Origin of the sequence: Cohnella sp. LGH (assembly GCF_017671885.1) — a bacterium.
Lineage (GTDB): Bacteria > Bacillota > Bacilli > Paenibacillales > Paenibacillaceae > Cohnella > Cohnella phaseoli.
Window position 1 is genome coordinate 1,091,479 of sequence record NZ_CP072117.1, and the last position, 25,758, is coordinate 1,117,236.

The window sequence follows — 25,758 nt, forward strand, 5'->3', positions numbered from 1 at the left end:
GGGTATTTCGAGCCTCGCGCGAATGATAGAATGGGTGGAAAATAGAGGGTTTCTTGCGCCCGCAAAAATGGAGGAGCTTCCCGTGTCCATAACCGACTTCCCGTTCCGCAATCCCGAACTCCCCTTGGAGCTGCGGGTCGCGGATTTGGTTAGCCGTCTGACGCTAGACGAGAAAATCGATCTGATGTGCCAGTACCAGGAGGCCGTTCCCCGGCTCGGCATTGTGAAATATAAGCACGGTACGGAGGCTGCGCACGGCATCGCGTGGCTTGGGGAGGCAACCGTATTCCCGCAGCCGTTCGGACTTGCTTGTACGTGGGACGAGGAGCTGCTTCGAGAGGTCGGCCGGGTGATTGGCACCGAGGCGAGAGGTTTTTTCGCTCACGACCCGGCATCGCACGGATTGACGCTGTGGGCGCCGACGGTGGATTTGCTGCGAGATCCGCGTTGGGGGCGAACCGACGAGGGCTACGGAGAAGATCCGATTCACGCGGGGAAAATGGCGGCGGCGCTCGTGCGCGGCATCCAGGGGGATCACCCTTTTTATCTGCGTGCAGTCGCGTCTCCTAAGCATTTTATCGGCAACAACAACGAGGTCGGCCGCGGCGAACGCTCCGTCAGTCTCGATCCGCGCAATATGCGGGAGTCTTACTTGAAGGCGTTCGAGCTTGCGTTTCGCGAGGGCGGAGCTCAGTCGATGATGACATCCTACAACTCCGTCAACGGCGTGCCGGCCAATCTGAATCCGGATATTAACGCCGTCGTTAAGCGGGAATGGGGAATGGACGGCTTCGTTGTCAGCGACGCGGGGGACGTGCTAGGTACGGTGAACGACCATCGGTACATGGGGGAGTACAAGCAGGCGGTCGCAGCCTCGATCCGCGCGGGCATCGACAGCATTACCGACGACCACGGCATCGTGAAGCAGGCGATTCGGGACGGGCTTGCGGAGGGGCTGCTGGAGGAAGGCGATCTCGATGTCGCGCTTCGCAACACGTTCCGCGTTCGCATGCGGCTTGGCGAATTCGATCCGCCGGGGCATAACCCCTACGCCTCCATTGGCGAGGAGGCCATTCTCGCCCCGGAGCATCGGGCCGTATCGCTGGAGGCGGCTCTCAAAAACATCGTCCTTTTGAAAAACGATGGGGCTCTTCCTCTGGCGGTGGGGTCGGAGGGCTTAAGGGGCTCGGAGGGCTTAAGGGGCTCGGAGGGCTCATGGGCGTCGGATGGCTTAAGGGGTTCGGGGGCTGTGGACGGCGCGGAGGCTATGAACGGAGCAGAAGCCGAGATGAGCGGTTCTGAGACTTCGAGCGAGTCATTGGCTTCGTGCGGGTCAATGGATTTATGCGGATCATTGGCTTCATGCGGGTCGAACAAGTCGGGTTTCCATGTGGCTGTCATCGGACCGCTGGCCGATATCGTCTATCGCGACTGGTACAGCGGCACTCTCCCCTATGTTGTTACTCCGCTCGCAGCGATCCGATCGCGGCTGGAAGCTTTCGGGGGCAGCGTCCCTTACGCCGAAGGAATCGACTGCGTTCGATTGTCCGTGGGCGGAAGCTATGTTCGCATTGGCGAGGGGGGCTGGCTTACCGCAGACGGCAACGCTGCAGAGGCAGAAGTATTCGCCGTTACGGACTGGGGCTGGCGCGCCCATACGTTCGTCGCCCGGAGTACAGGACTGTATGCGACGACGGACGATGTTCATCTGACGACCGATTCACGGGAAATTTTCGGCTGGTTTACGAAAGAGGCTTTTCTCGTCGACCGGGAGGAGGACGTCCGCCGCTGGCGGCTCCGGACGTGGAACGATGCTTGCGTGGGAGTGACTGCCGATGGCCTGCTGACCGTCGATGGAACCGGGTCCGTGCTGCAATCGACGCTCGGTTCACCGGAGGAGCACGACGTTCCGGAGAAATCGACGAGCGTTCACGCTTCCGGACTTAGGACGGTTTCGTTCGACGTCGACATTGCAATCGACGGCCTGAAGGAGGCTTGCGAGGCCGCGCAAGGCGCAGCGGCAGCTGTCGTATTCGTCGGCAACCACCCGCTCGTGAACGGCAAGGAGACGATCGATCGGCCCGGGCTGGAGCTGCCCGAAGCGCAATGCAGACTCATTCGCGAGACGGCTGCGGCCAACCCTAACCTAATTGTCGTTATTGTGGGAAGCTACCCGTTCTCACTAGGAGAAGAGCGGGAACTGGCGAAAGCCGTCCTCTATACCTCCCATGCGGGTCCGGAGCTAGGCAACGCCATCGCCGATGTTTTGCTTGGAACCGTCTCCCCTGCCGGGCGGTTAAACATGACGTGGCATCGTTCGGTCGAGCAGCTTTCCGACATTATGGAATACGACTTGATCCGGGGATGCAGCACCTACCGTTACTTTGAAGGAGAACCCGAATTTCCCTTCGGCCACGGATTGACATATGCGAACATCCGCTATGAGGAGCTTCGGCTTGAATCCGGAGAGATAGGTTCGGTAGGCTTGGCTAGCTCGATAAGCGTCGAAGTGATTCTGCGCAACGAAAGCGAGATCGACAGCGACGAGGTGGTTCAGTTGTACGGTACGGCTCGTTCGTCGCGCGTTAAGCGGCCGCTGCTTCAATTGCTCGCGTTTAAACGCGTGTCCGTTCCGGCAGGAAACGCGATTGCCGTGCCGCTGCGCATTGCGGCGGAGGATCTGGCGTTCTGGGATGTAACGCGGGAACGCTGGTGCGTCGAAACTGCGGACTGGACGTTGGCGGTCGGCCCTTCCTCCGCCGACCGAAGGCTGGAAGCGACGCTTGCCGTCGTCGGGGAAACGATTCCGCCGCGAAAGTTGACCGAGCGAACGCTCGCAATGAATTACGACGACTATTCCTCGGCTTACTTGGACGAATGCATAGAAGGCGGAACTGCCGTGTCCGCCAAAGACGGCGGCGCTTGGCTGATGTTTGCGGATGCGGATTTTCCGGTTGGTGCGACTCGGTTTGAGGCGCGGATCGCTGGGAACGCAGAAGGCCGTATCGAAATCCGGCTCTCGGGAGCAGACGGGATCGTTGAGTTTGCAGCCGTAGACAGCTTGTTCGAAGGGCCGAGCGGAATAGCCGAGTTGGGGCCCTTCAAAAACTCGTCCGATAGTCCACATGAAGCCGCCGGGTTCGATACCTTCGAAAACTCGTCCGACGGATCATACGAGGCAGCGATAATACAGACTATTGAAGCTTCAGCCAATACGACAAACGTGCAAATCTGGCGCACCGTATCGTGCTCCGTCGCCGTTCCGCCTGGAAGATACGATGTAACGCTTTCGATCGGCGATGGCATGGCTATAAGCTGGTTCAGGTTCATATAAAGACCAATTATGCCGTTGAAGAACAAATTACTTTACCCCAAGCCCCGAAGAAGAAATGGCAGCAAAAAACGCTCCTCCTGTGGTAAAAGTATGAGAGGGCGCGATCAACGATTTATCGCTGAGAATGTTAGTTGGGCAACCAAATGCTGAAGCGGAGAATCCACCTTAAATGTGGACAACTGATACAGCGGGTTCTGCGGCTAGAAGACCGCCCAACGGGCTTATTCGCATGGGCCGGGGCGATTCAGCGATGATAAGGCCGCCTCGCGGGCTTATTCGCTCCGGCCGGGGCGATTCAGCGATGATAAGGCCGCCTCGCGGGCTTATTCGCACGGGCCGAGGCGATTCAGCGATGATAAGGCCGCCTCGCGGGCTTATTCGCTCGGGCTGAGGCGATTCAGCGATGATAAGGCCGCCTCGCGCACTTATTCGCAAGGGCCAGGGTAGCGCAGACACACACATACACACAAAAATAACCCGCCCAGGCTGACGGCCAAGGAAACGGGTTATTTTTGCTGATTCTTTGGAGGTTTCCCACCTAAAAATGTTATACAAGGAGTCGGATGGCTGTCCGGCTCTTGCGCGCAATTTACCTTATTCGTCGTTTAAGCTCGCGCAGCTGCCGGCGCGCTCGGCGATCTGTCCGATCGTATAGCGTTCCAGCACATCCAGAATGGCGCGATCCATCTCGTCCGTCACCTCGGCGAAAATCGCGTTCATCTCTTGGCCGAAAGCATGATCGCCCGCCGTCTCCCGTATGCCAGAACAGAGAGGATCGGCAACTTGAAGAACCGAGAACACCTCGGCTAGAGTAATCGAATTCGGCTCTCTTCTTAATCGGTATCCGCCGTCCCGACCTTCGCGGGTTTCCAGAATGCCGCCCTTCGCAAGAAGGGACAGAATTCGTCTGAGCAAAGTCGCTTCCGACTGCAGCATTTTGGCGAGCTCTGCGCTAGGACAGGTGCGAACGCAATCCTTCGACAGGACTACGAGCGCTTGCAAAGCTAGTCCGAACCACTTGGGATGGTAGGAACCGACGCACTTCTCCGGATTCATACAATCGCCTCCAATGGCTTGAATTGTACCGGAATGCCGGCCTTGGGGCAAGAGGCAAATTCATGCCCAGCTCCCAAAGCCACATTCGGATCGATCCGCAAGATCGTCGTCTGTTCGCTACTTACTGCTGACGCATCGTTAAGCTGACGCGTCCTTTTTTCAGATCGACGCCGAGCACCCAGACAGTGACCGTATCGCCGACGGCGACCACCTCAGTCGGATGCTTGACGAATTTGTTGCTAATTTGAGAAATGTGAACAAGACCGTCGTTCTTGATGCCAATATCGACAAAAGCGCCAAAATCGACGACATTGCGCACCGTTCCCTGCAGCTCCATGCCCGGCTTCAAATCCTCGATGTCGAGCACGTCGGTGTGGAAAATCGGCGGCGGCAGCTCGTCACGCGGATCGCGTCCCGGACGCTGCAGACTGTCCACGATATCGCGCAGCGTCGGAAGACCGACGCCAAGCCGCTCGGCAACGTCCTCCAGACGTACCTCGCCAAGCTTGGCTTTGAGCGGCTCCGTACCGATGTCCGCCAGCTTCAGCCCCAGCTCCTTGAACAGCTTGCCGACCACGTCGTAAGACTCCGGGTGGATCGGCGTCCGATCAAGCGGGTTCACTCCGTCCGAGATGCGCAGGAAGCCTGCGCATTGCTCGAACGTTTTGGCGCCGAGCCGCGGCACCTTCTGAATTTGCGCACGATTCGTAAACTTGCCCTTCTCCTCGCGCAGCTTAACGATATTGCGAGCCATCGTCGCGTTGATGCCCGACACATAGGACAGCAGCGACGGAGAGGCGGTATTGACGTCCACTCCGACATGGTTAACCGCCGACTCGACAACTCCGGTTAAGCTCTCGTCCAGCCGCTTCTGCGTCACGTCGTGCTGATACTGGCCGACTCCGATGGCCTTCGGCTCGATTTTAACCAACTCGGCAAGCGGGTCCTGGAGACGACGTGCGATGGAGACGGCGCTGCGCTCCGACACGTCCAAATCCGGAAACTCCTCCGCAGCCAGCTTGGACGCCGAATAGACGCTTGCTCCGGCTTCGTTCACGATCAAATACTGTAGGTCCCGTTCGGGCAAAGCCTTGATGATTCCCACCACGAACTGCTCGGTCTCGCGTGAGCCCGTTCCGTTACCGATAACGATCAGCCCTACGCCGTACTGGTCGATCATCCGCCGGAACACAACCTCTGCCTCGGCTTTCTTGTTATGCGGCGGAGTCGGATACGTGACCGCCACTTCCAGCAGCTTGCCCGTATCGTCAACGACCGCCAGCTTGCATCCTGTTCGATATGCCGGATCAACGCCAAGCACAACGCGGCCCTTCACCGGCGGCTGAAGCAGCAGATTGCGCAAATTTTCCGAGAAAATGCCGATGGCATGCTCCTCCGCCTTCTCCGTCAGCTCACCGCGAAGCTCCCGTTCGATCGACGGGGAGATCAACCGTTTATAGGCGTCCTCCGCGGCGGCCACCAGCGTATCGCGAGCCGGGCCGCCCCCCGTGATCGTCCTGCGATTGATTTCGTCCACGATCCGGTCGGTCGGCACGTCGATCGACACCGACAGAAACTCCTCGCGTTCCCCCCGATTGATCGCCAGCACCCGATGCGGAGGCAAGCGCCGCACCCGCTCCGAGTATTGATAGTACATCTCGTAGACGGACTCCGCCTCGGCGTTCTTGGCTTTGCTGATCAGCACGCCCTGATCCCAGGTGAACTTGCGTATCCAGCGGCGAATAGCGGCATCGTCGGCCAATCCTTCCGCTACGATGTCCGAGGCGCCTTGGATCGCATCCTCGGCCGTTTCAACGCCATTCTCCGAGTTGATATATTTCGCCGCCTCCGCACGCAGGTCGCCCTGTCTCGGCTGCGACAGCAGCCATAGCGCAAGCGGCTCCAAGCCCCGCTCCTTGGCGACGCTCGCCCTCGTCTTACGCTTTTGCCGGTACGGCCGGTACAGATCCTCGACCTCTTGCAGCTTGATCGCTTTCTCGATTGCCGCTTGCAGCTCCGGCGTCAGCTTCCCCTGCTCGTCGATCAGACGAATCACTTCGCCTTTGCGATCCTCCAGCCCTTTCAAGTAGGTCCGGCGGTCGTCGATCGCGCGAAGCTGCACCTCATCGAGCTCTCCGGTCATTTCCTTACGATATCGGGCGATAAAAGGAATCGTATTCCCGTCGTCCAGCAGCCCGGCGACCGTCCTGACTTGTCCCAGGCCCAGTCCCAGCTCGCCCGCAATCTGTTTAATCATTCTTTCCTGTGCGTCCATTACCGCACTCTCGTTTCCTACGCTCATCGATTCGCGCCCCCCGCAACCTGTATGTATCCTTTTATTATGTCGTTCTACGCCCGGTTAGGCAAGCTTATCCACGATGCGGATCGCGAAGGATGCGCGCTACCCTAACTTTAGCGGGGGGCTCCGATAAACACCGTCCTATTCACGGCGACTAAGATATTCCCGAGAGCATCTGAAACATTAGTCCGGCATGGTTGCGATCAGTTGCACACGGCCACGGCTACAGCTACAGCTTGAATATTCCTACCGACGTCTGTAATTGTTCCGCCAAGTGGGCCATCGATTGCGCCGTCGCCGCCGTCTCCTGGCTGGCGGCCGCCCCTTCTTCCGTCGCCGCGGAGATATTCTCTACGGAATCCAGAACGGTGGAAGCCTGCGCAGCCTGTTCTTCGCTGGCCGCGGCGATTTCGGTTACCTTCTGGCCCGCTTCGTTGACCATGTTCGCGATTTGTCTGAACGACTCTCCCGTCTTCTTGGAGAGATCGACGCTTTCTTCTACGGCTTTGACGCTTAACCTTGTATTATCCTGCATGCCGCGAATGATTCCGGTAATCTGTTTCGTCGCTTCTCCGCTTCGTTCGGCGAGCTTGCGTACTTCGTCGGCCACAACGGCGAAGCCCCTTCCTTGCTCTCCGGCGCGAGCCGCTTCGATCGCGGCGTTCAAAGCGAGGAGATTTGTCTGGTCGGCGATGTCTTCGATCACCTCGATGATTTCTCCAATTCGCTGCGAATCGTTCTCCAATCGGGACATTTTGCCGCTGACCTCGTTCATGCTTTCCATCGAAGAGCGAATGATGTCATTGCCTTCGCCGGCGATTTTCATCGTCGCCTCCGAGAGAGAGGATGCTTGCTCCGTATTGTGAGCGACGGAATGAATCGCTGCGGACAATTCCTTGAACAGCTCGCTGATCGTCTGCGCCGAGCTGGCCTGAGTCGTATTGCCGCTGGCGATTTCCTCCGTGCTGGACGAAATCTGCTCTGCGGCAGCCGACAGATTATGGGAGTGGCCGATAATCGAGGAGGCCATCTGTCTTAGATTCAATACCATTTGGTCGATCGATTCGCTCAATATGCCGATTTCGTCCTTGGTTCCGTGGTTAACCGTCTGCCGCAGATCTCCTTCTGCTACTTTAGCTACCAATTGAACGACTTTGCGAAGCGGCCTTGCAATCACTTGCGAAATGAAGTAGCCGAACAGAATGCTAAGCAATACCGCAATGATTACAATTACGATTGTAATAGTACTTGCGGAGGAATAAGTCTCTTTCCCTTCACTCTGGGCCTGATTCGCCTCCTCAACGTTTATCGCGATCAACTTGTTGAGAATGCCTTTAAGCTTATCGGTTTCTATCTGGTATTCACCGTCGAGCAGTGTCTCCATGCCACTCAGGTTCCCTCCCTCTCTTAGCGACACCGCCTCATTGAACAATTTGACGTACGAATCGAAAGCTACGTCGATTTGCGCCTGCACTTCTTGCGATTCGGCCGACAAATCGGTTTTCCTGAACGCGGCAATGCTGTCGCTGACCGAAATCATTGCACGGTCTGCAACTTCTTTTGTTTGTTGAATACTATTTTTGTCCTCAACCATGTAGAGCTTTCGCAAGCTGTTTCTCATCTCGTTGAAATTGGTTTGAGCTTCCATCAAATTTTTGACAGCCAACAGTTGATTATTGTACATGTCATTGAGATTTCCGTTCAGTTTGCTCAAATTGCTCAGCCCGTAGAACCCGACGAATGCCATAATCGACGCGATCACCAGAAAAGCGGACACCAGCTTAACGCTTGTTTTCAAGTTATAAAACCATTTCATGACCGTTCACCTCGTAGTTGTAGGTTTCTTGGCAAGACTCTTGAGAAGCCGATAACCGATCGGTCTTAATCGGTCCTCTCGGAATTTGGGATCGAAGCTTGGCGCTTACGGCTTCCATGTCCAGTATAGGCGCCACTTTGCCGCTGCCTAGCGTGGTTGCGCCGGAGACGCCTTCGACTTGACCGAGCAGCGCCCCCAGAGATTTGACGACAACATCCTGAACACCGATCAACTTATCTACCGCAATCGCTACGCGTTCTTCTTGATGACCGACGACCAGCAACGACACAGAACTTCCGAATTCGTTGCCGCGAGGCAAGCGAAAATAATCGCGAAGCCACAAGATCGGAAGAATACGGTTGCGCAACACCATGACCGGACGCCCCTGTACGTTTTTTATCTGATCCGCGGTCGTCCGAACAATCTCGACAACCCCGTTCATCGGAACAATATATGAACGGTCCGCAATAGCGACCTGAAGACCCTGGATGATGGAGAGTGTAAGCGGCAGATGCATTTCGATCCGGGTTCCGTTGCCTTTTCTCGTCTGGATGTGAATACGTCCGCGAATCTTCTCGATCTCGGCTTTTACGGCGCTCAGTTCAAACTCTTTAGCTAATGATGCGGACAATACCGGGTGAAAAATCAGTTCAGCGATTTCCTGATCGTTGAGCGTTGTGACCATTTCTGAACCTGGCTTTCCCTCATGCGCAATACGGCGCTTCAGCATGTCCGTATCTATCCCGGCCCCGTCGTCTTCGATTATGACCAACGCCTGATTGTTCTCGCGTCTGGCGCTAAGTCGAAGTGTACCCTTAACCGGTTTTCCGGCCGCCATCCGTTCTTCCGGCGACTCGATCCCATGGTCGAGAGCATGGCGGACCAATAGAACGAGCGGATCAAGTAGTCCCTCGATGAGAGTGCGATCCAGTTCCGTCTCGCTGCCTTCCATAATCAGTTCGATCTCTTTGCCTCCGCTTTTGGACAAATCGCGAACCATCCGGGGAATGCGATTGAACAATTGGTCGACCGGAAGCATCCGAATCTTCATGACAGACTGCTGAAGATCGCCGATTCCGATCGACAAGCGATCGACAACATGCCGAAGCTCTTCGGCCCCCTGAGTTGTTTCATCCTCCCGGCGAATTTGCTTTTCCAGAAGCCGGAGACGGGTCTGATCAATGATCAGCTCGCCGACCATATTCATCATTTGTTCCAGCTTGCTTACGTCGACTCTGACGCTCTGTCCTTTGGCTTTCGGTTCTAACGAATCCGACATGTAGGATCACCTTTACTCGTATAGGAGCACTTCATCCAGTTTCAGGATACCGACAAGCCCGGAAGAGGTCAGACCGATTCCCGTAAAGTAATTTCCGTTCAACCCTCCGACCCTGTCCGGCGGAACCTGGATGTCGGCAAACGTCGTGACTTTGCTCACCTTGTCGACGATAATGCCAACCGATTCTTCGAGATGCGTCACGACGATGATTCGGGTCGATTTGGTTGCAGTGTCGGGGTTCAGACCGAATAAGCTGCGCAGGCTAAGTACGGGGATAATCCTCCCTCTCAGATTAATGACCCCCTGCACATAGCTTCGGCAATTCGGAATGTCCGTGATCTCCTGCATTTTGATAATTTCGTGGATGTCCGATATTCGGATCGCGTAACTTTCGTCGCCGATTCCAAATTCGATGTGCTGCTCCGTAGAAGCCGAATTCATACCTTCTTTTCCCCCTCCCATGACCTTGTTGCCGGCTTCTTCTTTCTCACCCTCGCCAGAATAGGCATTCCCCTTCATTAATTAAATTCACGAATACGTTCACCAGATTTCCGTCGAATTGGGTGTCTGCATGCCGAAGCAACTCCTCTTTGGCTTCCTGAATTCCTTTACTGCTCTGATAGGGCCTTCCTGCAATCATGCAATCAAACGCGTCGATGATCGAGCAAATGCGCGCTAGAAACGGGATATCATCTTCCGCAAGACCGTAAGGATAACCTTGGCCGTCCCAGCGTTCGTGATGGTATTTTACGATCTCCTGCGTTTTCTCGCAGATGCCATTGTCCGTCTCCAGAATATGAGCCCCTATAACGGGATGCAGCTTCATGATGCGCCATTTCGATTCCGTTAATGGCCCCGAATGATTCAGCACGTTGACTGGGAGAAACAGTTTTCCGATGTCATGGAGGAAACATCCGCGCATCAAATTCATGCTCATTTCGGAGCTCAAGCTCAATCGTACCGCCACCCGTTCGGACAAAAGCGCGACACGAACGCAGTGGTCGTAGGTCTCCGGGCTTTTTGACCGTAAGTCTTTCATCCATTTGGCAGTCGGAATTCCCGGCATGGCCGAATTCCGCACTTGCCAATTGAGGCCCGCGCTTATGTATTCCATGCCCCACCTCTTCCGCGTCGATTCCCGGATAAACACAACAGGGTTAACAGTTTCTCGTACTTTCGGCCTCCTCTCAAACGATAATCTCGATTATCATGAGATACATATCGTACAATAATAGTTATACGACATCAGGCAGGGGGCACAGAGAACATGTCAACGGTTCCATACTTACAAGAAAACAGCCTAGTATATCATCACGAGGCCCAGGACATGAAGGATAACGACAGCCGGATCATTCGCATGTTTCTGTCTTCATGCAATCTATCGACGAATACCGTCCGTAATTACTTGCGGGCGATCGATCGATTTCGTGCCTTCGTGGCCTATAAACCATTGTCTAAAGTATCGTGGAGAGAAGTTGAAGCCTTTAAGGCATGTCTGATTGCCGGGGGCTACAGTTATTCCGAGCTGCCGCTTGCTCCTGCGAGCGTGGCCGCTTATATCGCTCCACTGAAATCGCTTTACAAATGGGGAAGCGACGCCAATATCGCCCTGTTCCCGCACAACCCGACAACCAGCGTTCGCTTGCCTGCCGTACCTGTAACGAGCAAGCGCAGATATTTGACCAAATCGGAGGTCGGCAAGCTGCTGTTATGCCTCAAGAAGCAAGGAATTCGCAACTATTTGATTGGATTATCACTTGTCATGCTAGGTACCCGGGTCTCGGAGCTGGTGTCCATAACGACAGCGGACTTCTACCCGGATCCCGAAGATAGGGGGATATGGCTATCCGTCAAACACAGCAAGGGGGGAAAAGATCGGGAGATCAAAGTGCCTTCGGAGTTATGGGAGCTATTCAAAAGCTACATCGGAAGCTATCTCCAAAATGCCGGAGTTTCTCAAGAGCGCCGATTGTTTCCGTTATCGACCAGACAGGTCGAACGGATCATCAGCGATGCCGGCAAACGCAGCGCAATTCGTAAGAGACCGTCTCCGCACTGGCTAAGACATACTAACGCAACCCTTGCTTTGTTAAACGGCGCCTCGCTGCAGCAAGTCCAGGAAACACTGGGTCATTCCCATATCAACACGACCCAGAGATACATGCATACGGTGGAGCAAATTAAAAAGGCCGCGCCAGACTTCGTCCAGGACTGCCTTCATGAATATATTTGGAAATGAGCGTTTTATAGCCAGCCTTTTCCAAGAAATTAGGGCTTTAGACCTGAAAAAATCCTGTTTTCTAAAAAAGAATGCAGGACTTTGGCGGAAAATGTCGTATAACTATTATTGTACGATATACTGTGCCTGATCAAACGTCATTATACATATACCGTACGAAATAGCGCCTATTTAGGTTTAGTGTATCATAACCAATTCGCGCGTCACGGGACAAATTTATCCATTAAACGGATAACAATGCTGCGATTCTTCGCTAATAGGAATTCACATCCGTTTTTGTTCGACGATACCCTAAACACTATCCGCGAATCGCGCTGCTCCTCCCTTTACTACACCTTTGTCGAAGTCTCGGCAGTCCCCCTATAGACAGCGCTTCCATTGTCACTCCACCTGATCTTACGTAAGTAATGCGACGGACCCTCGATATGTCAAACAGTCCGGACGCGTAGGGCGCCCGGACTGCTTCTCGCCATCCGTTCAAGCCGCCTTCAGGCGCTTACGGATAGGCTTATTCGTATGTCGATTAATCTAAAATCAGTGCTCCTGCGCCGCCACGGATCGATCACGCCCGCGTCTGGCCTAAAACGATCTAATGATCATCTTGGCCAAGCAAGGCCCATCGCCGATAGATTGCCCGCAGCTCTTCCCCCGGCTCCGTTCCCAGCTCTCTGCTCAGCATAGCCGCATAGTCCAGGTAATAGGCCAGCGCCTGCGCCCTGCCTTCGTGCTTTTCCCGCAGTCGAAGCGCGCTGGCCCGAATCGGTTCGACATAGGGCTCATGCCGGAGCAGCATGTCCGCCAGACCTAACATTTTCTGCGGCTCATACTCGCTCTCTTCGCAGAAGCCCAGCAGCTTTCTCCCAACCTCCGTCAAATATCGCCCATACTGCAGTCGATAGCGCTCGCACCATTCTCCGTCAAAATGTTCAAGAAACGGTCGTTCGCACCGCGAAGTCCACGCCGCTACCCGCTCGAAATCATCTGCTCCAATTCGAGAACCGTCCAGCGCACAGCTCTCCATCCGGAACGCGTCAGCCTTGATCTCCACTCCCGACCTATCAAGGCGATAGCCGTTTTTGACGGAGACGAGAGCGATGTCGGAGCCTTCGCCACGCAGCGTTCGATTAATTCTGCTGACGGTGCTGCGCAGATTGACGTCCGCCTTCTCCGCGCTCTTGTCCTTCCATAGCGCTTCAATCAGCACCCACTTCGAAATCTCGCGATTCGCTCCTTGCAAGAGCATAAACGCGAACAGTTCCGAGCATTTGGCCGTCGGCCAGCGCACCGGCGAAGGGTTGTCTCCCAGGTACAGCGAGAACGTTCCGAAAAACGACGCAAAGGCGCGGCTGCCCGAATGAACTGCCGTACTTTGGCTGGAGCGCTTGTCCCTTCTTCTGTCTAGCCGTTCCAGTGCGGCATTCATCTGTTCCTCCAATACCGGCTTGAGCAAATAGTTCTGGGCGTTCACCCGGAAAGCGTCAATCGCGTAATCCGGATAAGCCGTGATAAATACGATTTCTCCCTCATACCCGCCTTCATTCGCCCGTTCCGCCAGCGTCAACCCGCTCATCTCCGGCATTTCAATGTCCAGAAACAACGCATCCGGCCGATGTCTGCCGATCAGCTCCAACGCCGCTTTAGGCTCCGTACAGCACGCGATGACGTCGACGCCAGCTTGTGCCAGCAGCCAACCGATGTATTCGCTCGTTAACGGCTCGTCGTCTACGACAATCGCCTTCATGCCCGTCTCCCCCCGCTTGTCTGCGCAACCTGCGGATGGAGAGGAACGACAATCGTCACCGTCGTTCCTTCGCCTTCCCGGCTCTCCACTTTTAAGCCGCGCCCGTATTCGTTCAACAGCCTTTTATGCACGTTGATCAAGCCGACGCCTTCATCCGAACGCCCCGTCCGAAGCGCCTCCTCCAGCTTGCCGACCGGGAATCCGACGCCATTGTCATGAATCGTCAGGCGCAGTTCGTCCCCGTCCCTCTCCGCTTCAAGACGCACCGTTCCGCCGGCGGATCGTTTCATCAAACCGTGACGAATCGCGTTCTCAACAAGCGGTTGAAGCGTAAGCGGCGGAAGCGTGGCATCCATCAGCCGTTCATCCATGTCCCACTCCACGCGAAGTCGTTCGGCGAATCTCGCCTGCTCCAACGCGATGTACGATTTTACCAACGAAATTTCGCGGCCTAAGCTTACCTTGGCCTGCTTGGGATCGAAATCGAAGCTCAGCCGAAGATAGTTGCTGAATTCCCCCAGCAGCTTGCCGGCTCTCGGTCCGTCTTTATAACAGAGAGACATCATAATACTTAACGCGTTATAAATAAAATGCGGCTTAATTTGCGATTGCAGAAACAGCGCTTCCGCTTGCAGCGCGTTCTGCACCGCCTCCCTCATCTGCAGCAGCGTATTCGCCCTGGCCGCCAGTTCGCGGGAATCGAACGGTTTCACGAGAAAATCGTTGGCTCCCGAATCCAGTCCCGCGGCAATATCGGCGGCGGAATGGCGAACGGTAAGCAGCAGCACCGGGAGTTGGTAGATCGGATATTCCTCGCGAATGCGCCGGCAAGTCTCGTAGCCGGACTCTCCCGGCATCATGACGTCGAGCAGGACGAGCGCCACGTTCCGATGCTCCCGCAGCAGCCTAAGTGCGGATTCGCCGTCGTATGCGATCAAGCAGCGATAGCTGTCCGCTGGAAACAGCTCCTGCAGCACCTTAAGATTGGATGCCTCGTCGTCGACGAGCAGCACGGTCGGCTTGTCCGCCTCGTCTGTTTCTATGCCGCGGGAGCCGCGAGACGGAACGGACCGCTCCCGTGAACGGCTTCCCGCTTCTAGGCTTGCCGCTGCTTGGCGCGCACCCGCAGCGAGCTGCGACAGCGCCTGCTTCCGCTCATCGCCGGCGGCTGGCAGAACCAATTCCATGACCGTGCCTTGACCCGGCTCCGACCATTTTACGTCAAGCCCGCCTGCCATGCGGTCAGCCAGCAGCTTGGAAATTTGCAGCCCCAAACCCGAGGATCGGATATCCGTGAAATTGACGTCCGCGGTTGGCCGATCGTCACGAAACAACCGCTCCTGCAATTCCTTAGACATGCCGGTTCCCGTATCCGACACGCGGATCGAGATGAATTCCCCGCGTTCCTCCGCTGAGATGGTCACATTGCCCCGATCCGTAAATTTGAGCGCGTTGCCGACCAGGTTCAGTAATATTTGCGTCAGACGACCTTCGTCGGCGTACACGTAAAATTTTCCCGGAGGGACGAAATTCAACAGCTTGACTTGGGCGTCTTCCCGGACGTGCTTCAGGACATCAATCGTCGCTTGCGACGTTCCGTTCAGATCGAACACGCCGTTCTGCAATGCAATTTTTCCGGTTCGCAGGCTTTGAAAATCGATAATGTCGTTGACCATCGTCGACAGCCGCGAGGAAAGCGAAACGATATAAGACAGGTTTTCCTCCTGCTGCGCCGTCAGCCCGTTCGCCTTCCGATCGATAACGGCTCTGGCAAGATTCATAATTCCGTGCAAAGGAGTTTTGAACTCGTGAGAGGTGCGGATCAGAAACTCGTCCTTCAGCTTGTCCGATTCGACCAGTTTGCGGCTGAGCACCTCCAGCTCAATGTACGCGCGACTGTACTGCTCCGAGAACATGTGCCCGATGATGCCCAGAAACAGAAGCTGAGTCAGCAGCGGAATCCATTCGGTAAAGATTAAGGACTGCAAATACAGCGTCACGCTCAGCAACTGGGCAAACAGCATCAGCACGCTCGCCAATAACTGCCAAGCCGTACGCGCATTGGAGCGGCCGAACCGTCGAAGCACAAGCGCCCGGAGCAGCAGCAGCTTGATGCCGGCCAGCCCGCACAGCGCCATGACAGTCATAATCTGTTCAAGCAGCGCTGTCGGAAAGAACGGAACGCAAGCCGTATAGACCAGCGAAGCCGCAACGTTTAATCGCAGCGCCCATCGCGGCACAAATAGCGGCTCGGTATTGCGTATAAACAGATACAGGCAGCACACGCACGCCAAGATGACGACAAATTTGATTTTCAGCACAAGCAGATAGGGAACGGACGGAGCCAGTTGCATGAAAATCCGTTCGCTTGTCGTAATTACGACAAAAGCAAACCCCAGGCAGAACAGCGCAAAATATAAAAATCGACGATCTTGAAGGCGCTTTAGATAAATGCCGAGATAGTACATTGCCGAGATGAGCAAAAAGGCGGTATCGGCGACGGACAGAACGATCGACCGCAGCTCCAACAGCCGAATGTCCTCCTGCGCGCCGAAAGAAAGATACTGAATGATGCCCCCGCGGTGATAATCCCAATTCGCGACCTGAATCGTCACATAGAAGGAATCCCCCTCCGGCTGAAAAAAGGCGGTCACCGGAACGCTGCGCCCCTGGTAGCTCGCATCGCCCTGCTCAACGGGATTTCCGCTTCGCGCAACCTCCCGATCGTCGATAAAGATAATGCTGGCATTTCTGATGAAGGTCGTTTTAAGCCCGAGTTGACCGACAATGGGCTTGATCTGAACCTTCAGACGGTATGTCCCCATGCCTTGGTCCCGGATAAAATTGGCGGTATCCGAATTGCTCCATGCCCCCGGAACGCGGATATAATGCTCCGGCCTCATCGAATGAAGCTCGGACGGAGTGAGAAGCACATTCGGGTAAAACTCCCACTCCCCGTCCAGCGTCACATTGCCTTGTTCAGGAAAGCTCCAGTCCCTGAGATCGAGGACCCCGCTTTGCGCCAGCGGCTGCGCGGGCCCCGGCCTCTGCCAGGACCACACGCCCACCGCGGCAACCGCGATCAGGAAGAGCGCAATCCACCCGATCGTCGCCCGCCGCATTCTTAGAACGCCCAGTTGCCCTTACGGAATACCGGAACGACCGTGCCATCGGCGCATATGCCGTCAATGTCCATCTCGGCCGAGCCGATCATGAAGTCGACGTGCACGATGCTCGAATTGACTCCCGCCTCGGCAAGCTGCTCCTGCGTCATTTTCTTGCCGCCTTCCACGTTAAAGGCGTAGCCGCTGCCGATCGCCAAATGATTCGACGCATTCTCGTCGAACAGCGTGTTCAGGAACAGCACGTTCGATTGCGAGATCGGGGATTCGTGCGGCACAAGCGCTACCTCGCCCAGGTAGTGCGCGCCCTCGTCGCTCTCGACCAGTTGACGCAAATTTTCTTCTCCCTGCTCCGCCTCTACTTTTACAATGCGCCCTTGCTCGAACGTCAGCTTAAAGCCGTCGATCAGATTGCCGCCGTGGCTGAGCGGCTTCGTGCTGGACACATAACCGTCCACTGCAGTCTTCATTGGGACGGTGAACACTTCCTCTGTCGGCATGTTCGCCATGAACGGCACGCCGTTCTCGTTCACGCTGCTTGCCGCCACCCACAGATGCTTCTCCGGCAGGCCGATCGTCAGATCCGTGCCCGGAGCGCGATAGTGCAGCTTCGCGAACCGTTTCTCGTTCAGCCAGTCGCTCTTCTTATGTAAATTCGCGTCATGCTCTTTCCATGCTTTCACCGGGTCGGCCGCATCCAGGCGCACCGAACTGAAAATTGCATCCCACAGCTTGTCGACCGCTTCCTGCTCCGATGCGCTGTCAGGGAACACCTTAATCGCCCAATCCTTCGTGGAGGCAGCTACTACCGTCCAACTCACCTTGTCCGACTGAATCGCTCTTCTGAACTCGCTAAGTCCTTGGCCCGCGGCTTTCTGGTAATTGCCAATGCGCGAAGCATCGATGCCCTTGAGCAAGTCCGGATTCGGAGCGGAGAAGGAGATGAAAGCCGCGCCGCGCGCGACAAAATCGTTCCGCTTGGCCGTCTCCCATTCCGGGAACCGGGAGAATACGTCGTCCGACGCTTTCTCGTATTTGAGGCGTGTCAAATATTCGTCCGACCAGTCCACATGCACGTTGCCTGCGCCAGCCTCATAGGCTTGGGCCGCTACCCGGCGTACCAGATCGGCGATCTCGATCGAGCCGATAATGAACACCTCTTGTCCCTGCTGCACGTTAACGCCGAAGCGTACGATCAGTTCCGCATACCTGTCCAATTTTTGCGTCAAATTCGTCATAGGTCACAACACTCCGTTTTCATCTGGAATTGAATTCGCAAAAACGACAAGCAACCGCTCTGACCGAGCGGCACCTGTCCGAATTTCCGTTTTAAAAGTCGATTAGGCCGACGCTGATCTGCAAGGCGTCATCCACCTTGTGCATTGTTTCGTCGTCCAAATGAGTAATTTTATCCGTCAGCCGCTGCTTGTCGATCGTGCGAATCTGTTCAAGCAGAATGACGGAATCCCTCTCCATGCCATGGGTCTTCGCTTCGATTTCAACGTGGGTCGGCAGCTTCGCCTTCTGGATTTGCGCCGTGATAGCCGCGATAATCACCGTCGGGCTGAACCGGTTCCCGATATCGTTCTGAATGATCAAAACCGGACGCACTCCGCCCTGCTCCGAGCCGACGACCGGCGACAAATCCGCATAAAACACATCCCCGCGTTTTACGATCAAAGTTTACACCCCGCTTACGAGGCGACCCAGTATGTTGTCCGCATCTTCTTCCGCGTGGAACGCTTCCGATGCCATGTGCAAATTGATTTTAGCCATTTCCAAATACCCGCGCTGCATCGCATCGCGAATGAGCCGCTTCTTGCGATCGACGAGATAATGCTTCATCGCCTGACGAACGATTTCGCTGCGGTTAGTGTTCTCCTTGGCGACGACAAAATCGACTTCGCGCAGCAAATGATCGGGGAGACTGATCATAATGCGTTTCGTATTGTGTAAATTGGCCACCGAACGGACACCCCCAAAGATTTTCCAACAAGCGCCTTTTTTCCAGTATGGATGAGTCTGGTAACAATTATTCTAGATATTCTAGATTGTAAGGCGACATTCCTGCCAAAGTCGGACAAAATCCACATCCAATATTAACCAAGCGCAATTAACGGATTAACGACCGATACGATCTCTCCGCCGCTGACATACACTCGAGGGACTCTCGCCGCCAGCATGCAGATTAATTCGTAAGGGATCGTTCCCAGCTTCTGCGCCACTTCCTCGGCCGAGATCGCTTCCTCGCCTTGACGGCCGATAAGCACCACTTCTTCTCCCGGTTCGATGTCCGCTTCCCCTTCGACGAAAGCGTCATTCAGACGGATCATGCATTGATCCATGCAGATCGTTCCGAGCACCGGAACTCTGCGTCCCCGCACAAGCGCCTCCGCCTTGCCGCTCAGCATCCGGCTGAAGCCGTCGGCGTAACCGATCGGAAGCGTACCGATCGTCTCGCTGCCTTGAGTAAAATAACGGGTACCGTAGCTGATTCCTTCTCCCGCTTCCAGCTGTTTGACGTGTACAACGGAGGTTTTCAGCGACATTACCGGTTTCAGCGCGACCGAATCGGCATTGACCTCGTCGCTCGGATATAAACCGTACATGCCGATTCCCAGCCGCAGCATGCCGCCCGTTCGTTCCGGCAGATCGACTCCCGCCGCGCTGTTGCCCGTATGGACGATGGAGATCGGCATACCCGCCATGCGCGCATAATCGGACACGGCGGTGAAACGCTCGATCTGCATCTCCGTATACGCTTTGTCCGTCTCGTCGGCACGGGCAAAGTGGGTGTAAAGCCCTTCCACTTCCACCTGAGGCAGAGCGCAAACGCGCTCCAGAAACTGCTCCGCCTGCCGTCCCGGAAGCAGACCAAGACGACCCATGCCCGAGTCGACTTTCACATGGATTTTCAGTTTGCGTCCGGAGACCGGAAGCTCCGCCGCCGCTTCCAGCATCTCGTCCCGATATAACGTTAACGTAATTCCCAATTCTCTCGCGTTCGCGTAACCTGCCGGAGGCGTATAACCCAGCACCAGTATCGGCGCCTCAATCCCTGCGGCTCTAAGCTGCAAAGCTTCGTCCAGAAACGCGACTCCCAAGTAATCGACGCCCGCCGCTACCGCTCTGCTCGCGATTTCCGGCGCTCCATGCCCATATGCGTTCGCTTTGACCGATGCGAGCAGCTTCGTCCCGGGGGACAAGCGTTCGCGGAACGCCCCGATGTTATGGGCGAGAGCGTCAAGGGAAATCTCAGCCACGGTCGGCCGGTAATAACAGTTCACTGACCGTTCACTCCCTGCTCGCGCAAAAACTGCAATAAATCAATGTTACCGGGCGAGCGTAGGACTGTCAACGATATTTGGGCTGGCAACCTTTTACATTAAGCCGCGGAACGGAAGCCGCCTTCCGAAGCAAACCGGGCTGCCCGCCTCCGTCTCTCGACGGCCGGCGGAGCAGCCCCTTCACGCGTTTGTTATTATTTGCCCGACGAATCGACCATCGATTGAGCGATTCGCACCATATCGGGGTTTTCCAGATCCTCGCTGGTCAAGCGGAATTTGATGCCGTCGTATGTCCAGGTCAGCGTCCTCACGGCGCCTTCCGTCATATGGCCGAGCGTAAACCCGAGGTCAAGCATGTCTCCTTCGTTCATCGCCACTTCTTCGACTCTGGCCGGGGTCTCCGTAATCGTGAAGTCGTAGCTTCCCGTATACCGCAGCATATATGCCGGATTGTCGACCAACTGCAGATCGGTCTGATCAAGCAGTTCCACGCCTGCCGGCAGCGCCTCGATGTCCGGTTCGATCAGCGAGAACGAAGTGTTCTGCGCAGGAGTCGGCTCCTCTTCCGCAGGAGGCTGGCCGTCCGGCGATGCCGTCGCGTCAGGAGCTTCTGTGGAATTCGGAGAAGCGGTCGCATCGGGAGCGGCGCTTGCGTCCGGGGAAGCCGAAGCTCCCGGGCTTGGGGCGCCTTCCGACGGTTTGGAGTTCGAGCCTGGGGTCACTCCCATGTTCGAGTCCATATCGAAGGCGGATTTATCGAACTTCTTGCCGAATTCGAATGTGTTGAAAATAACCTCGACCATCTTGTTGCCGTTGGCGTCCGAGACTTCCACATGCTTCGGCGAGTAATCGTCCTGCGCCAGCCAAATTTTCTGCCGGGCGAACGAGCCGTTCTGATAATTGCCCGCCATCACGTCGAATACGTAAGTGTCTTTGTCGGTGGCGAACTGGCGGGAGTTGTCCTTGATGATGCTGTCCGCAAGCGTCTGATACAAGTAAACCTGCCCTTGGTTGTCCGGCCAGTCGCTTTGGAAGCGATAGCTTTTGTTCAACTGCGGAGTAAGCACGAATACTCCATCCTCGTTGCGAAGCACGATCTGCGTAATATCGCGCTTGGCGTTCGTCAAGGCGATCCGGTACATGTCCGGCTTCTGGTACCATACTTCCACTTTGTACTCCAGCGGCTGCTGTCCCGTATGCAAGATCATCGTACCGCTGCCTTCGTAGCTCTCCATTTTGTCCACAACTTTGTCCAAGTCCTTCACGATCGACTCCGCGTTCTTGCTGCCGCAACCGGCCAAAAATACGACCATTGCGACGGCAACGGCTGCGATCCATGAAATCCGACGATGCATGCGATCCACCCCTCAGCACATTAATCAATCCATGCTTCATGTTTATGGGGGGACTTGACCATTTATTCGGACAATCTTGACGAGCCTGGAAAAAAATCATGTGTAAATGGGAATCTCCGCATCGCGAGCGTCAAATAGCCAATCTATTCCAAAAATTCGATCTCCCGCAACAATCTCTCCAGCATAACCGCCGCCTGCGCTCGCGTTGCCGTTGCGGCGGGCGCAAGGCGGTCTCCGTCCACGCCTTGGATGATGCCGGCGGCAACAGCTTCTGCTACCGCATCCCTGGCCCATGACGAGATCTGCGCAGCGTCGTTAAATTTGCTGAGCGCGTTCGTCGGCTGTTTCGTTTTCGCTGCCCCGCCAGTCACGAGCATACGAGCATTCGCCAGCATTACGGCAATCTGCTCCCGCGTAATCCGGTCATCCGGCGCAAAGCGCGTCCCGCTCACCCCGGCTATGAGTTCAGACCTGGCCCCGGCTTCTATTACAGCTGCATACCAGGCGCTTGCCGGAACATCCTCGAACACATTCCCGACAGCCGCCGCTTCCGTGCGAATGCCCAGCGCCCGCACCAGCAACGCCGTGAACTCCGCGCGGGTAATGGGGCGATCCGGAGCGTAGATCGTCTTCGACACACCGCTGACGATCCGCTTGGAGGCCATACGCTCAACCTCTGACTTCGCCCAGTGTGCAGTCATATCGGCAAACTTGACCGGCTCCGTTTCCATGACGGCATATATACTATTGTGCGGCACCCGCATCACCGATTCCGCACGCCCGTCGCGTAGATTAGCGGTGATCGCCGGTACGAATGTAAAGGTTTGGGCAGTCGGATCGTACAGAACCGCCGTATAATTCCGTTTCGTCGCACCTGCGTCCAGCACAATGGATTTCATCATATACGTGCCGCCAAAGTCGCTTACCTCCAATGTCTGTCCGCCTCCCGACACGATCAGTTGGAACTCGATTGCTTCGCTGAGCAGTTTCATTCCCTGCTTATTTGCGGCTTGTACCAGTGCGTTCAGCACAGCCCCCTCCAAGGTTTTGATGTTGATACTCACCAGCAAATCGTTCACAACCACGCCCAATTGTGCGGCCAACTGCTTCAGATCGAGAACGTTCACCTCCAGTTGGAAGCTTGAACCGTTTAAGCGGGCTTCGAACGCGATATCCGGATGTTGGGACATCCAATCTCCCAATGGGCCTGCGGGCAGTTGCAAGCGTACTTCGGGATTTCTGTCATCGATCTCGACGCGCACGAACGGTCGATCCGCTTGATCCAGCAGTTTCGGCAGTTGATCGATGATCTCTTTGGGCAAATCCACCACATCGACGACGCGGCCATCCGGCTGCTTCACTTCTTTGATATCCTTCGGGGTCACCTTAATAACGATGATTCCTTTGTCTATGAGAACAGTAGTTTTGGGTTCAGGGTCTTTCACAGGCTGAGCTTGCCCTGCTGGATTCGACCCCGATGGCGACGGCGTATTTGGAATACCGATGTTCGCGATCGTAATCGTCTTCACCGCTTCATTCCCGGCTTCATCCCGTGCATAGACCGTATACATACCATTTGCGCTCACCATGAAATTACCAGTAAAGTCCGTTCCGCCTGCTGCAAAAAAATCCGCCGTTCTCTCGCCGTACGCCCACTTTTGGCTAGCGATTTCGCTGCCTGTGCTATAGACAACAGCAGTCACCGTTACATTGCTGTTCGTTGGGGCAGTCGGATTCACTATTAAATCAATCACGGGGACCACGCGGTGAATGTTCGCGATCGTAATCGTCTTCACCGCTTCGTTACTGGCTTCGTCCCGTGCGTAAACCGTATAAGCACCGTTTTCGCTCACTGTGAAATCGCCGGTAAAGTCCGTTCCGCCTGCTGCAAAAAAATCCGCCGTTCTCTCGCCGTCCGCCCACTTCTGGCTAGCGATTCCGCTGCCTGTGCTATACACAGCAGCAGTCACCGTTACATTGCTGTTCGTCGGTCCGGTCGGATTGGCTATTAACTGAATCGTGGGGCCGTCGCGGTGAATGTTCCCGATCGTAATCGTCTTCACCGCTTCATTCCCAGCTTCATCCCGTGCATAAACCGTATACGTATCGTTTGCGCTCACTGTGAAATCGTCAGTAAAGTCCGTTCCGCCTGCTGTGAAAAAATTCGCCGTTCTCTCGCCGTCCGCCCACTTTTGGCTAGCGATTCCGCTGCCTGTGCCGTCCACATCTGCGGTCGCCGTTACATCGCCGTTAGTTGCGCTGACCGGGTTCGGCGTCAACTCGATTGCGGGATCGGTGCGATCCACCGTCAGGGCGATTTGATATTGCTCAGCCCATGCTTCCGATGCTATCACATCAACAACAATCGTCTCCAGCCCCTCATCAAGAGGGATCAATGTTGAGCTTGTTCCATAAGGAATGACCGTCTGATTGATCTGAACTTCCGCGAGCGGGACAACCGGGGTTGGCGTCACCACGACAGAGGATGCATTCGTCACCAGGCTGAAGCTTCGCTCGTTCGGGTCGAAGTGCAGTCCCGGTATATCCAATTCCAAATTTTCCAACTCCGCACTAATCTCCTGAAAAGAATGACCGTTATTCAAAGCGTATGTCCTTGCAGTAGAAGGATCTTCGCCGTATATCGTCACTTCGAAGGTATTTTCATAAATAATATTCCCTCCAAAAACGATATCAAAAAGGTTGTCTCCCAATATTGCATTTGGATTAAGAATCATCAGATCACGAATCTCGTTAGCGCCAAAGGCCGAAATTCCCACCGACTTTACGCTGGCAGGGAGCGTCACTTCCGTCAATTGATTGTACACGAACGCATACGGATCGATTGTCTCTACCCCGTCTTCAATCGTCAGCTTGGCCAGTTGGTTCTTATTAAATGCCGATGGACCAATTGATTTTACACTGCCGGGAATCGTCAAATCCGTCAATTGGTTTTCCATGAATGCAGCGGCCCCAATTGTCTCCAGACCTTCCTCAATCGTTAACTCGCTGATTTGATTCTGGCCGAAGGCCATCTGTTCGATCTCTCTTACCGAGCTAGGAATGACCAGTTCCGTGATTTGATTAGCTTCGAATGCACCGTCACCGATTTTCGTTACTGTATTCGAGAGCTCAAGATGTTGTATTTGATTGTTTGCAAATGCCCCGCCATCAATCTCCGTTATCGAGTTCGGGATCGTCACCTCGGCGAGTTGATTGTTTCGGAACATTCCGCCACTGATTGTCGTTAAACCATTAGACAGAGTCACCTCGGTCAGGCTATTGTCGCTGAATGCCCCTGTGCTGATTTCCGTTACATGATCGGGGATGACCAGCGTGGATAGCTGGTTTCCTCGGAAAGCATCTTCCCGGATCGTCGTTATCGAGCTTGGGATATTCACCGTCGTTAGCAGATTGTTGGCAAATGTGTTGGAATTGATCGTTGTCAGACTGTTTGATATCCCCAGAGTCGTCAATTGATTGTCCCTAAAAGCGGCCCAACCGATCTCCGTTAAGGAGTCTGGAAGGATCAACGATGCGAGCCGATTGTCTCTGAACGCCTGCTCGCCGATTGTTGTTAAGCTGCTTGGAAGCTCCACAGCGGTCAGTTGATTTTCCCCGAATGCCATGAGCCCAATCTCCGTTACCGTATCCGGAATTGTCACCGATGTTAGCTGGTTGTTTCTGAATGCTTGTTCGGCAATTGTCGTTATCCCGCTTGGGAGCTCCACATGGGTCAATTGATTTCCCATGAAGGCAAGCCTGCCAATCTCCATTACCGAGCTCGGGATGATGATCTCCGTGAGCTGGTTGCCTGCAAACGCTGCATACCCGATTCTCTCTACCGTATTGGGAATGGTCACTGACTTTAACTGCTTGTCTTGGAATGCACCGGTACTAATTTCAATTACGTCCCACCCGTTCAATTGGGCAGGAATAACCACGTCTTCATCATTTCCGTTGTAGCTTGAGATCCGGACGGTGGTTCCAGCATCAACCGGAAAGTATTCATACTCTCCTTCTATAGCAGCTTGCGCGCTCGGTACAGCATACAACAGATGACTCCCCAGCATTAGCGACACCACCATTACGTATACGACCAACCTATGAATGATTCCTCGCTTCATTGCTCTGATCACCTTTTCTGTGTTTTTATGACGGACAACGTCTACGCCTGTCGTTTAGTGTATCAGGGGCCTGTGAAAGAATTATGAAAGAGTAGTCAATGTCCTC

The 25,758-nt window shown here is 55.0% G+C and carries 16 protein-coding genes; 2 read left to right on the forward strand and 14 right to left on the reverse strand.

Annotated elements, in window-relative coordinates:
- The first annotated feature begins 82 nt into the window (after positions 1-82).
- Positions 83-3,334: a glycoside hydrolase family 3 C-terminal domain-containing protein gene (locus tag J4772_RS04325; RefSeq protein ID WP_371822820.1), complete on the forward strand. Its 3,252-nt coding sequence runs from the start codon at positions 83-85 to the stop codon at positions 3,332-3,334.
- A gap of 594 nt (positions 3,335-3,928) precedes the next feature.
- Here J4772_RS04325 and J4772_RS04330 read toward each other — a convergent pair.
- From J4772_RS04330 to J4772_RS04355, 6 genes are all read right to left on the reverse strand, one after another.
- Complete coding sequence (locus J4772_RS04330) at positions 3,929-4,390, reverse strand: RrF2 family transcriptional regulator (RefSeq protein WP_116060165.1); 462 nt, start codon at positions 4,388-4,390, stop codon at positions 3,929-3,931.
- A 121-nt stretch (positions 4,391-4,511) separates the two neighbouring features.
- Positions 4,512-6,692, reverse strand: coding sequence for a Tex family protein (locus J4772_RS04335; protein WP_247741013.1), 2,181 nt, complete (start codon positions 6,690-6,692; stop codon positions 4,512-4,514).
- Between the two features lie 226 nt (positions 6,693-6,918).
- The gene (locus J4772_RS04340; protein ID WP_209074277.1) at positions 6,919-8,505 is read right to left on the reverse strand and encodes a methyl-accepting chemotaxis protein; all 1,587 of its coding nucleotides are present in this window, start codon (positions 8,503-8,505) and stop codon (positions 6,919-6,921) included.
- Complete coding sequence (locus J4772_RS04345) at positions 8,489-9,784, reverse strand: chemotaxis protein CheA (RefSeq protein ID WP_209074278.1); 1,296 nt, start codon at positions 9,782-9,784, stop codon at positions 8,489-8,491. Before J4772_RS04345 ends, J4772_RS04340 begins: the two co-directional genes overlap by 17 nt.
- A gap of 12 nt (positions 9,785-9,796) precedes the next feature.
- Positions 9,797-10,225, reverse strand: coding sequence for a chemotaxis protein CheW (locus J4772_RS04350; RefSeq protein WP_209074279.1), 429 nt, complete (start codon positions 10,223-10,225; stop codon positions 9,797-9,799).
- A gap of 46 nt (positions 10,226-10,271) precedes the next feature.
- Positions 10,272-10,898 carry an HD-GYP domain-containing protein gene (locus J4772_RS04355; protein ID WP_209074280.1) on the reverse strand — a complete coding sequence of 209 codons (627 nt, stop codon included), beginning with the start codon at positions 10,896-10,898 and terminating at the stop codon, positions 10,272-10,274.
- Positions 10,899-11,111: 213 nt separating this feature from the next.
- Here J4772_RS04355 and J4772_RS04360 point away from each other — a divergent pair, with 213 nt between their 5' ends.
- The gene (locus tag J4772_RS04360) at positions 11,112-12,023 is read left to right on the forward strand and encodes a tyrosine-type recombinase/integrase (protein ID WP_247741014.1); all 912 of its coding nucleotides are present in this window, start codon (positions 11,112-11,114) and stop codon (positions 12,021-12,023) included.
- 589 nt (positions 12,024-12,612) lie between these two features.
- Here the strand turns inward: J4772_RS04360 and J4772_RS04365 are convergent.
- The 8 genes from J4772_RS04365 to J4772_RS04400 all read right to left on the reverse strand — a co-directional run bounded on the left by J4772_RS04365 (position 12,613) and on the right by J4772_RS04400 (position 25,652).
- Positions 12,613-13,764 carry a response regulator gene (locus J4772_RS04365; RefSeq protein WP_209074282.1) on the reverse strand — a complete coding sequence of 384 codons (1,152 nt, stop codon included), beginning with the start codon at positions 13,762-13,764 and terminating at the stop codon, positions 12,613-12,615.
- Complete coding sequence (locus J4772_RS04370) at positions 13,761-16,886, reverse strand: ATP-binding protein (RefSeq protein ID WP_209074283.1); 3,126 nt, start codon at positions 16,884-16,886, stop codon at positions 13,761-13,763. Before J4772_RS04370 ends, J4772_RS04365 begins: the two co-directional genes overlap by 4 nt.
- A 2-nt stretch (positions 16,887-16,888) precedes the next feature.
- Positions 16,889-18,124 (reverse strand): aminopeptidase, encoded by a 1,236-nt coding sequence (locus J4772_RS04375; protein WP_209074284.1) that lies wholly within the window; start codon positions 18,122-18,124, stop codon positions 16,889-16,891.
- A 91-nt stretch (positions 18,125-18,215) separates the two neighbouring features.
- A complete protein-coding gene (locus tag J4772_RS04380; RefSeq protein ID WP_116060158.1) occupies positions 18,216-18,566 on the reverse strand; it encodes a type II toxin-antitoxin system PemK/MazF family toxin in 351 nt (116 codons plus the stop codon).
- Between the two features lie 3 nt (positions 18,567-18,569).
- Positions 18,570-18,851 carry a CopG family ribbon-helix-helix protein gene (locus J4772_RS04385; RefSeq protein WP_116060157.1) on the reverse strand — a complete coding sequence of 94 codons (282 nt, stop codon included), beginning with the start codon at positions 18,849-18,851 and terminating at the stop codon, positions 18,570-18,572.
- Positions 18,852-18,985: 134 nt separating this feature from the next.
- Positions 18,986-20,173 (reverse strand): alanine racemase, encoded by a 1,188-nt coding sequence (gene alr / locus J4772_RS04390; protein ID WP_209074285.1) that lies wholly within the window; start codon positions 20,171-20,173, stop codon positions 18,986-18,988.
- Between the two features lie 194 nt (positions 20,174-20,367).
- Positions 20,368-21,528 (reverse strand): LolA family protein, encoded by a 1,161-nt coding sequence (locus J4772_RS04395; protein ID WP_209074286.1) that lies wholly within the window; start codon positions 21,526-21,528, stop codon positions 20,368-20,370.
- A gap of 143 nt (positions 21,529-21,671) precedes the next feature.
- Positions 21,672-25,652: a leucine-rich repeat protein gene (locus J4772_RS04400; protein ID WP_209074287.1), complete on the reverse strand. Its 3,981-nt coding sequence runs from the start codon at positions 25,650-25,652 to the stop codon at positions 21,672-21,674.
- Positions 25,653-25,758 lie beyond the last annotated feature (106 nt).

Excerpts from the sequence above, each read along its gene's own strand:
- J4772_RS04400 (WP_209074287.1), bottom strand. The coding sequence starts at position 25,652 with ATGAAGCGAGGAATCATTCATAGGTTGGTCGTATACGTAATGGTGGTG.
- J4772_RS04330 (WP_116060165.1), bottom strand. The coding sequence starts at position 4,390 with ATGAATCCGGAGAAGTGCGTCGGTTCCTACCATCCCAAGTGGTTCGGA.
- J4772_RS04360 (WP_247741014.1), top strand. The coding sequence starts at position 11,112 with ATGAAGGATAACGACAGCCGGATCATTCGCATGTTTCTGTCTTCATGC.
- J4772_RS04365 (WP_209074282.1), bottom strand. The coding sequence starts at position 13,764 with ATGAAGGCGATTGTCGTAGACGACGAGCCGTTAACGAGCGAATACATC.
- J4772_RS04395 (WP_209074286.1), bottom strand. The coding sequence starts at position 21,528 with ATGCATCGTCGGATTTCATGGATCGCAGCCGTTGCCGTCGCAATGGTC.
- J4772_RS04370 (WP_209074283.1), bottom strand. The coding sequence starts at position 16,886 with ATGCGGCGGGCGACGATCGGGTGGATTGCGCTCTTCCTGATCGCGGTT.
- J4772_RS04355 (WP_209074280.1), bottom strand. The coding sequence starts at position 10,898 with ATGGAATACATAAGCGCGGGCCTCAATTGGCAAGTGCGGAATTCGGCC.
- J4772_RS04345 (WP_209074278.1), bottom strand. The coding sequence starts at position 9,784 with ATGTCGGATTCGTTAGAACCGAAAGCCAAAGGACAGAGCGTCAGAGTC.
- J4772_RS04375 (WP_209074284.1), bottom strand. The coding sequence starts at position 18,124 with ATGACGAATTTGACGCAAAAATTGGACAGGTATGCGGAACTGATCGTA.
- J4772_RS04340 (WP_209074277.1), bottom strand. The coding sequence starts at position 8,505 with ATGAAATGGTTTTATAACTTGAAAACAAGCGTTAAGCTGGTGTCCGCT.
- J4772_RS04335 (WP_247741013.1), bottom strand. The coding sequence starts at position 6,692 with ATGAGCGTAGGAAACGAGAGTGCGGTAATGGACGCACAGGAAAGAATG.
- J4772_RS04350 (WP_209074279.1), bottom strand. The coding sequence starts at position 10,225 with ATGAATTCGGCTTCTACGGAGCAGCACATCGAATTTGGAATCGGCGAC.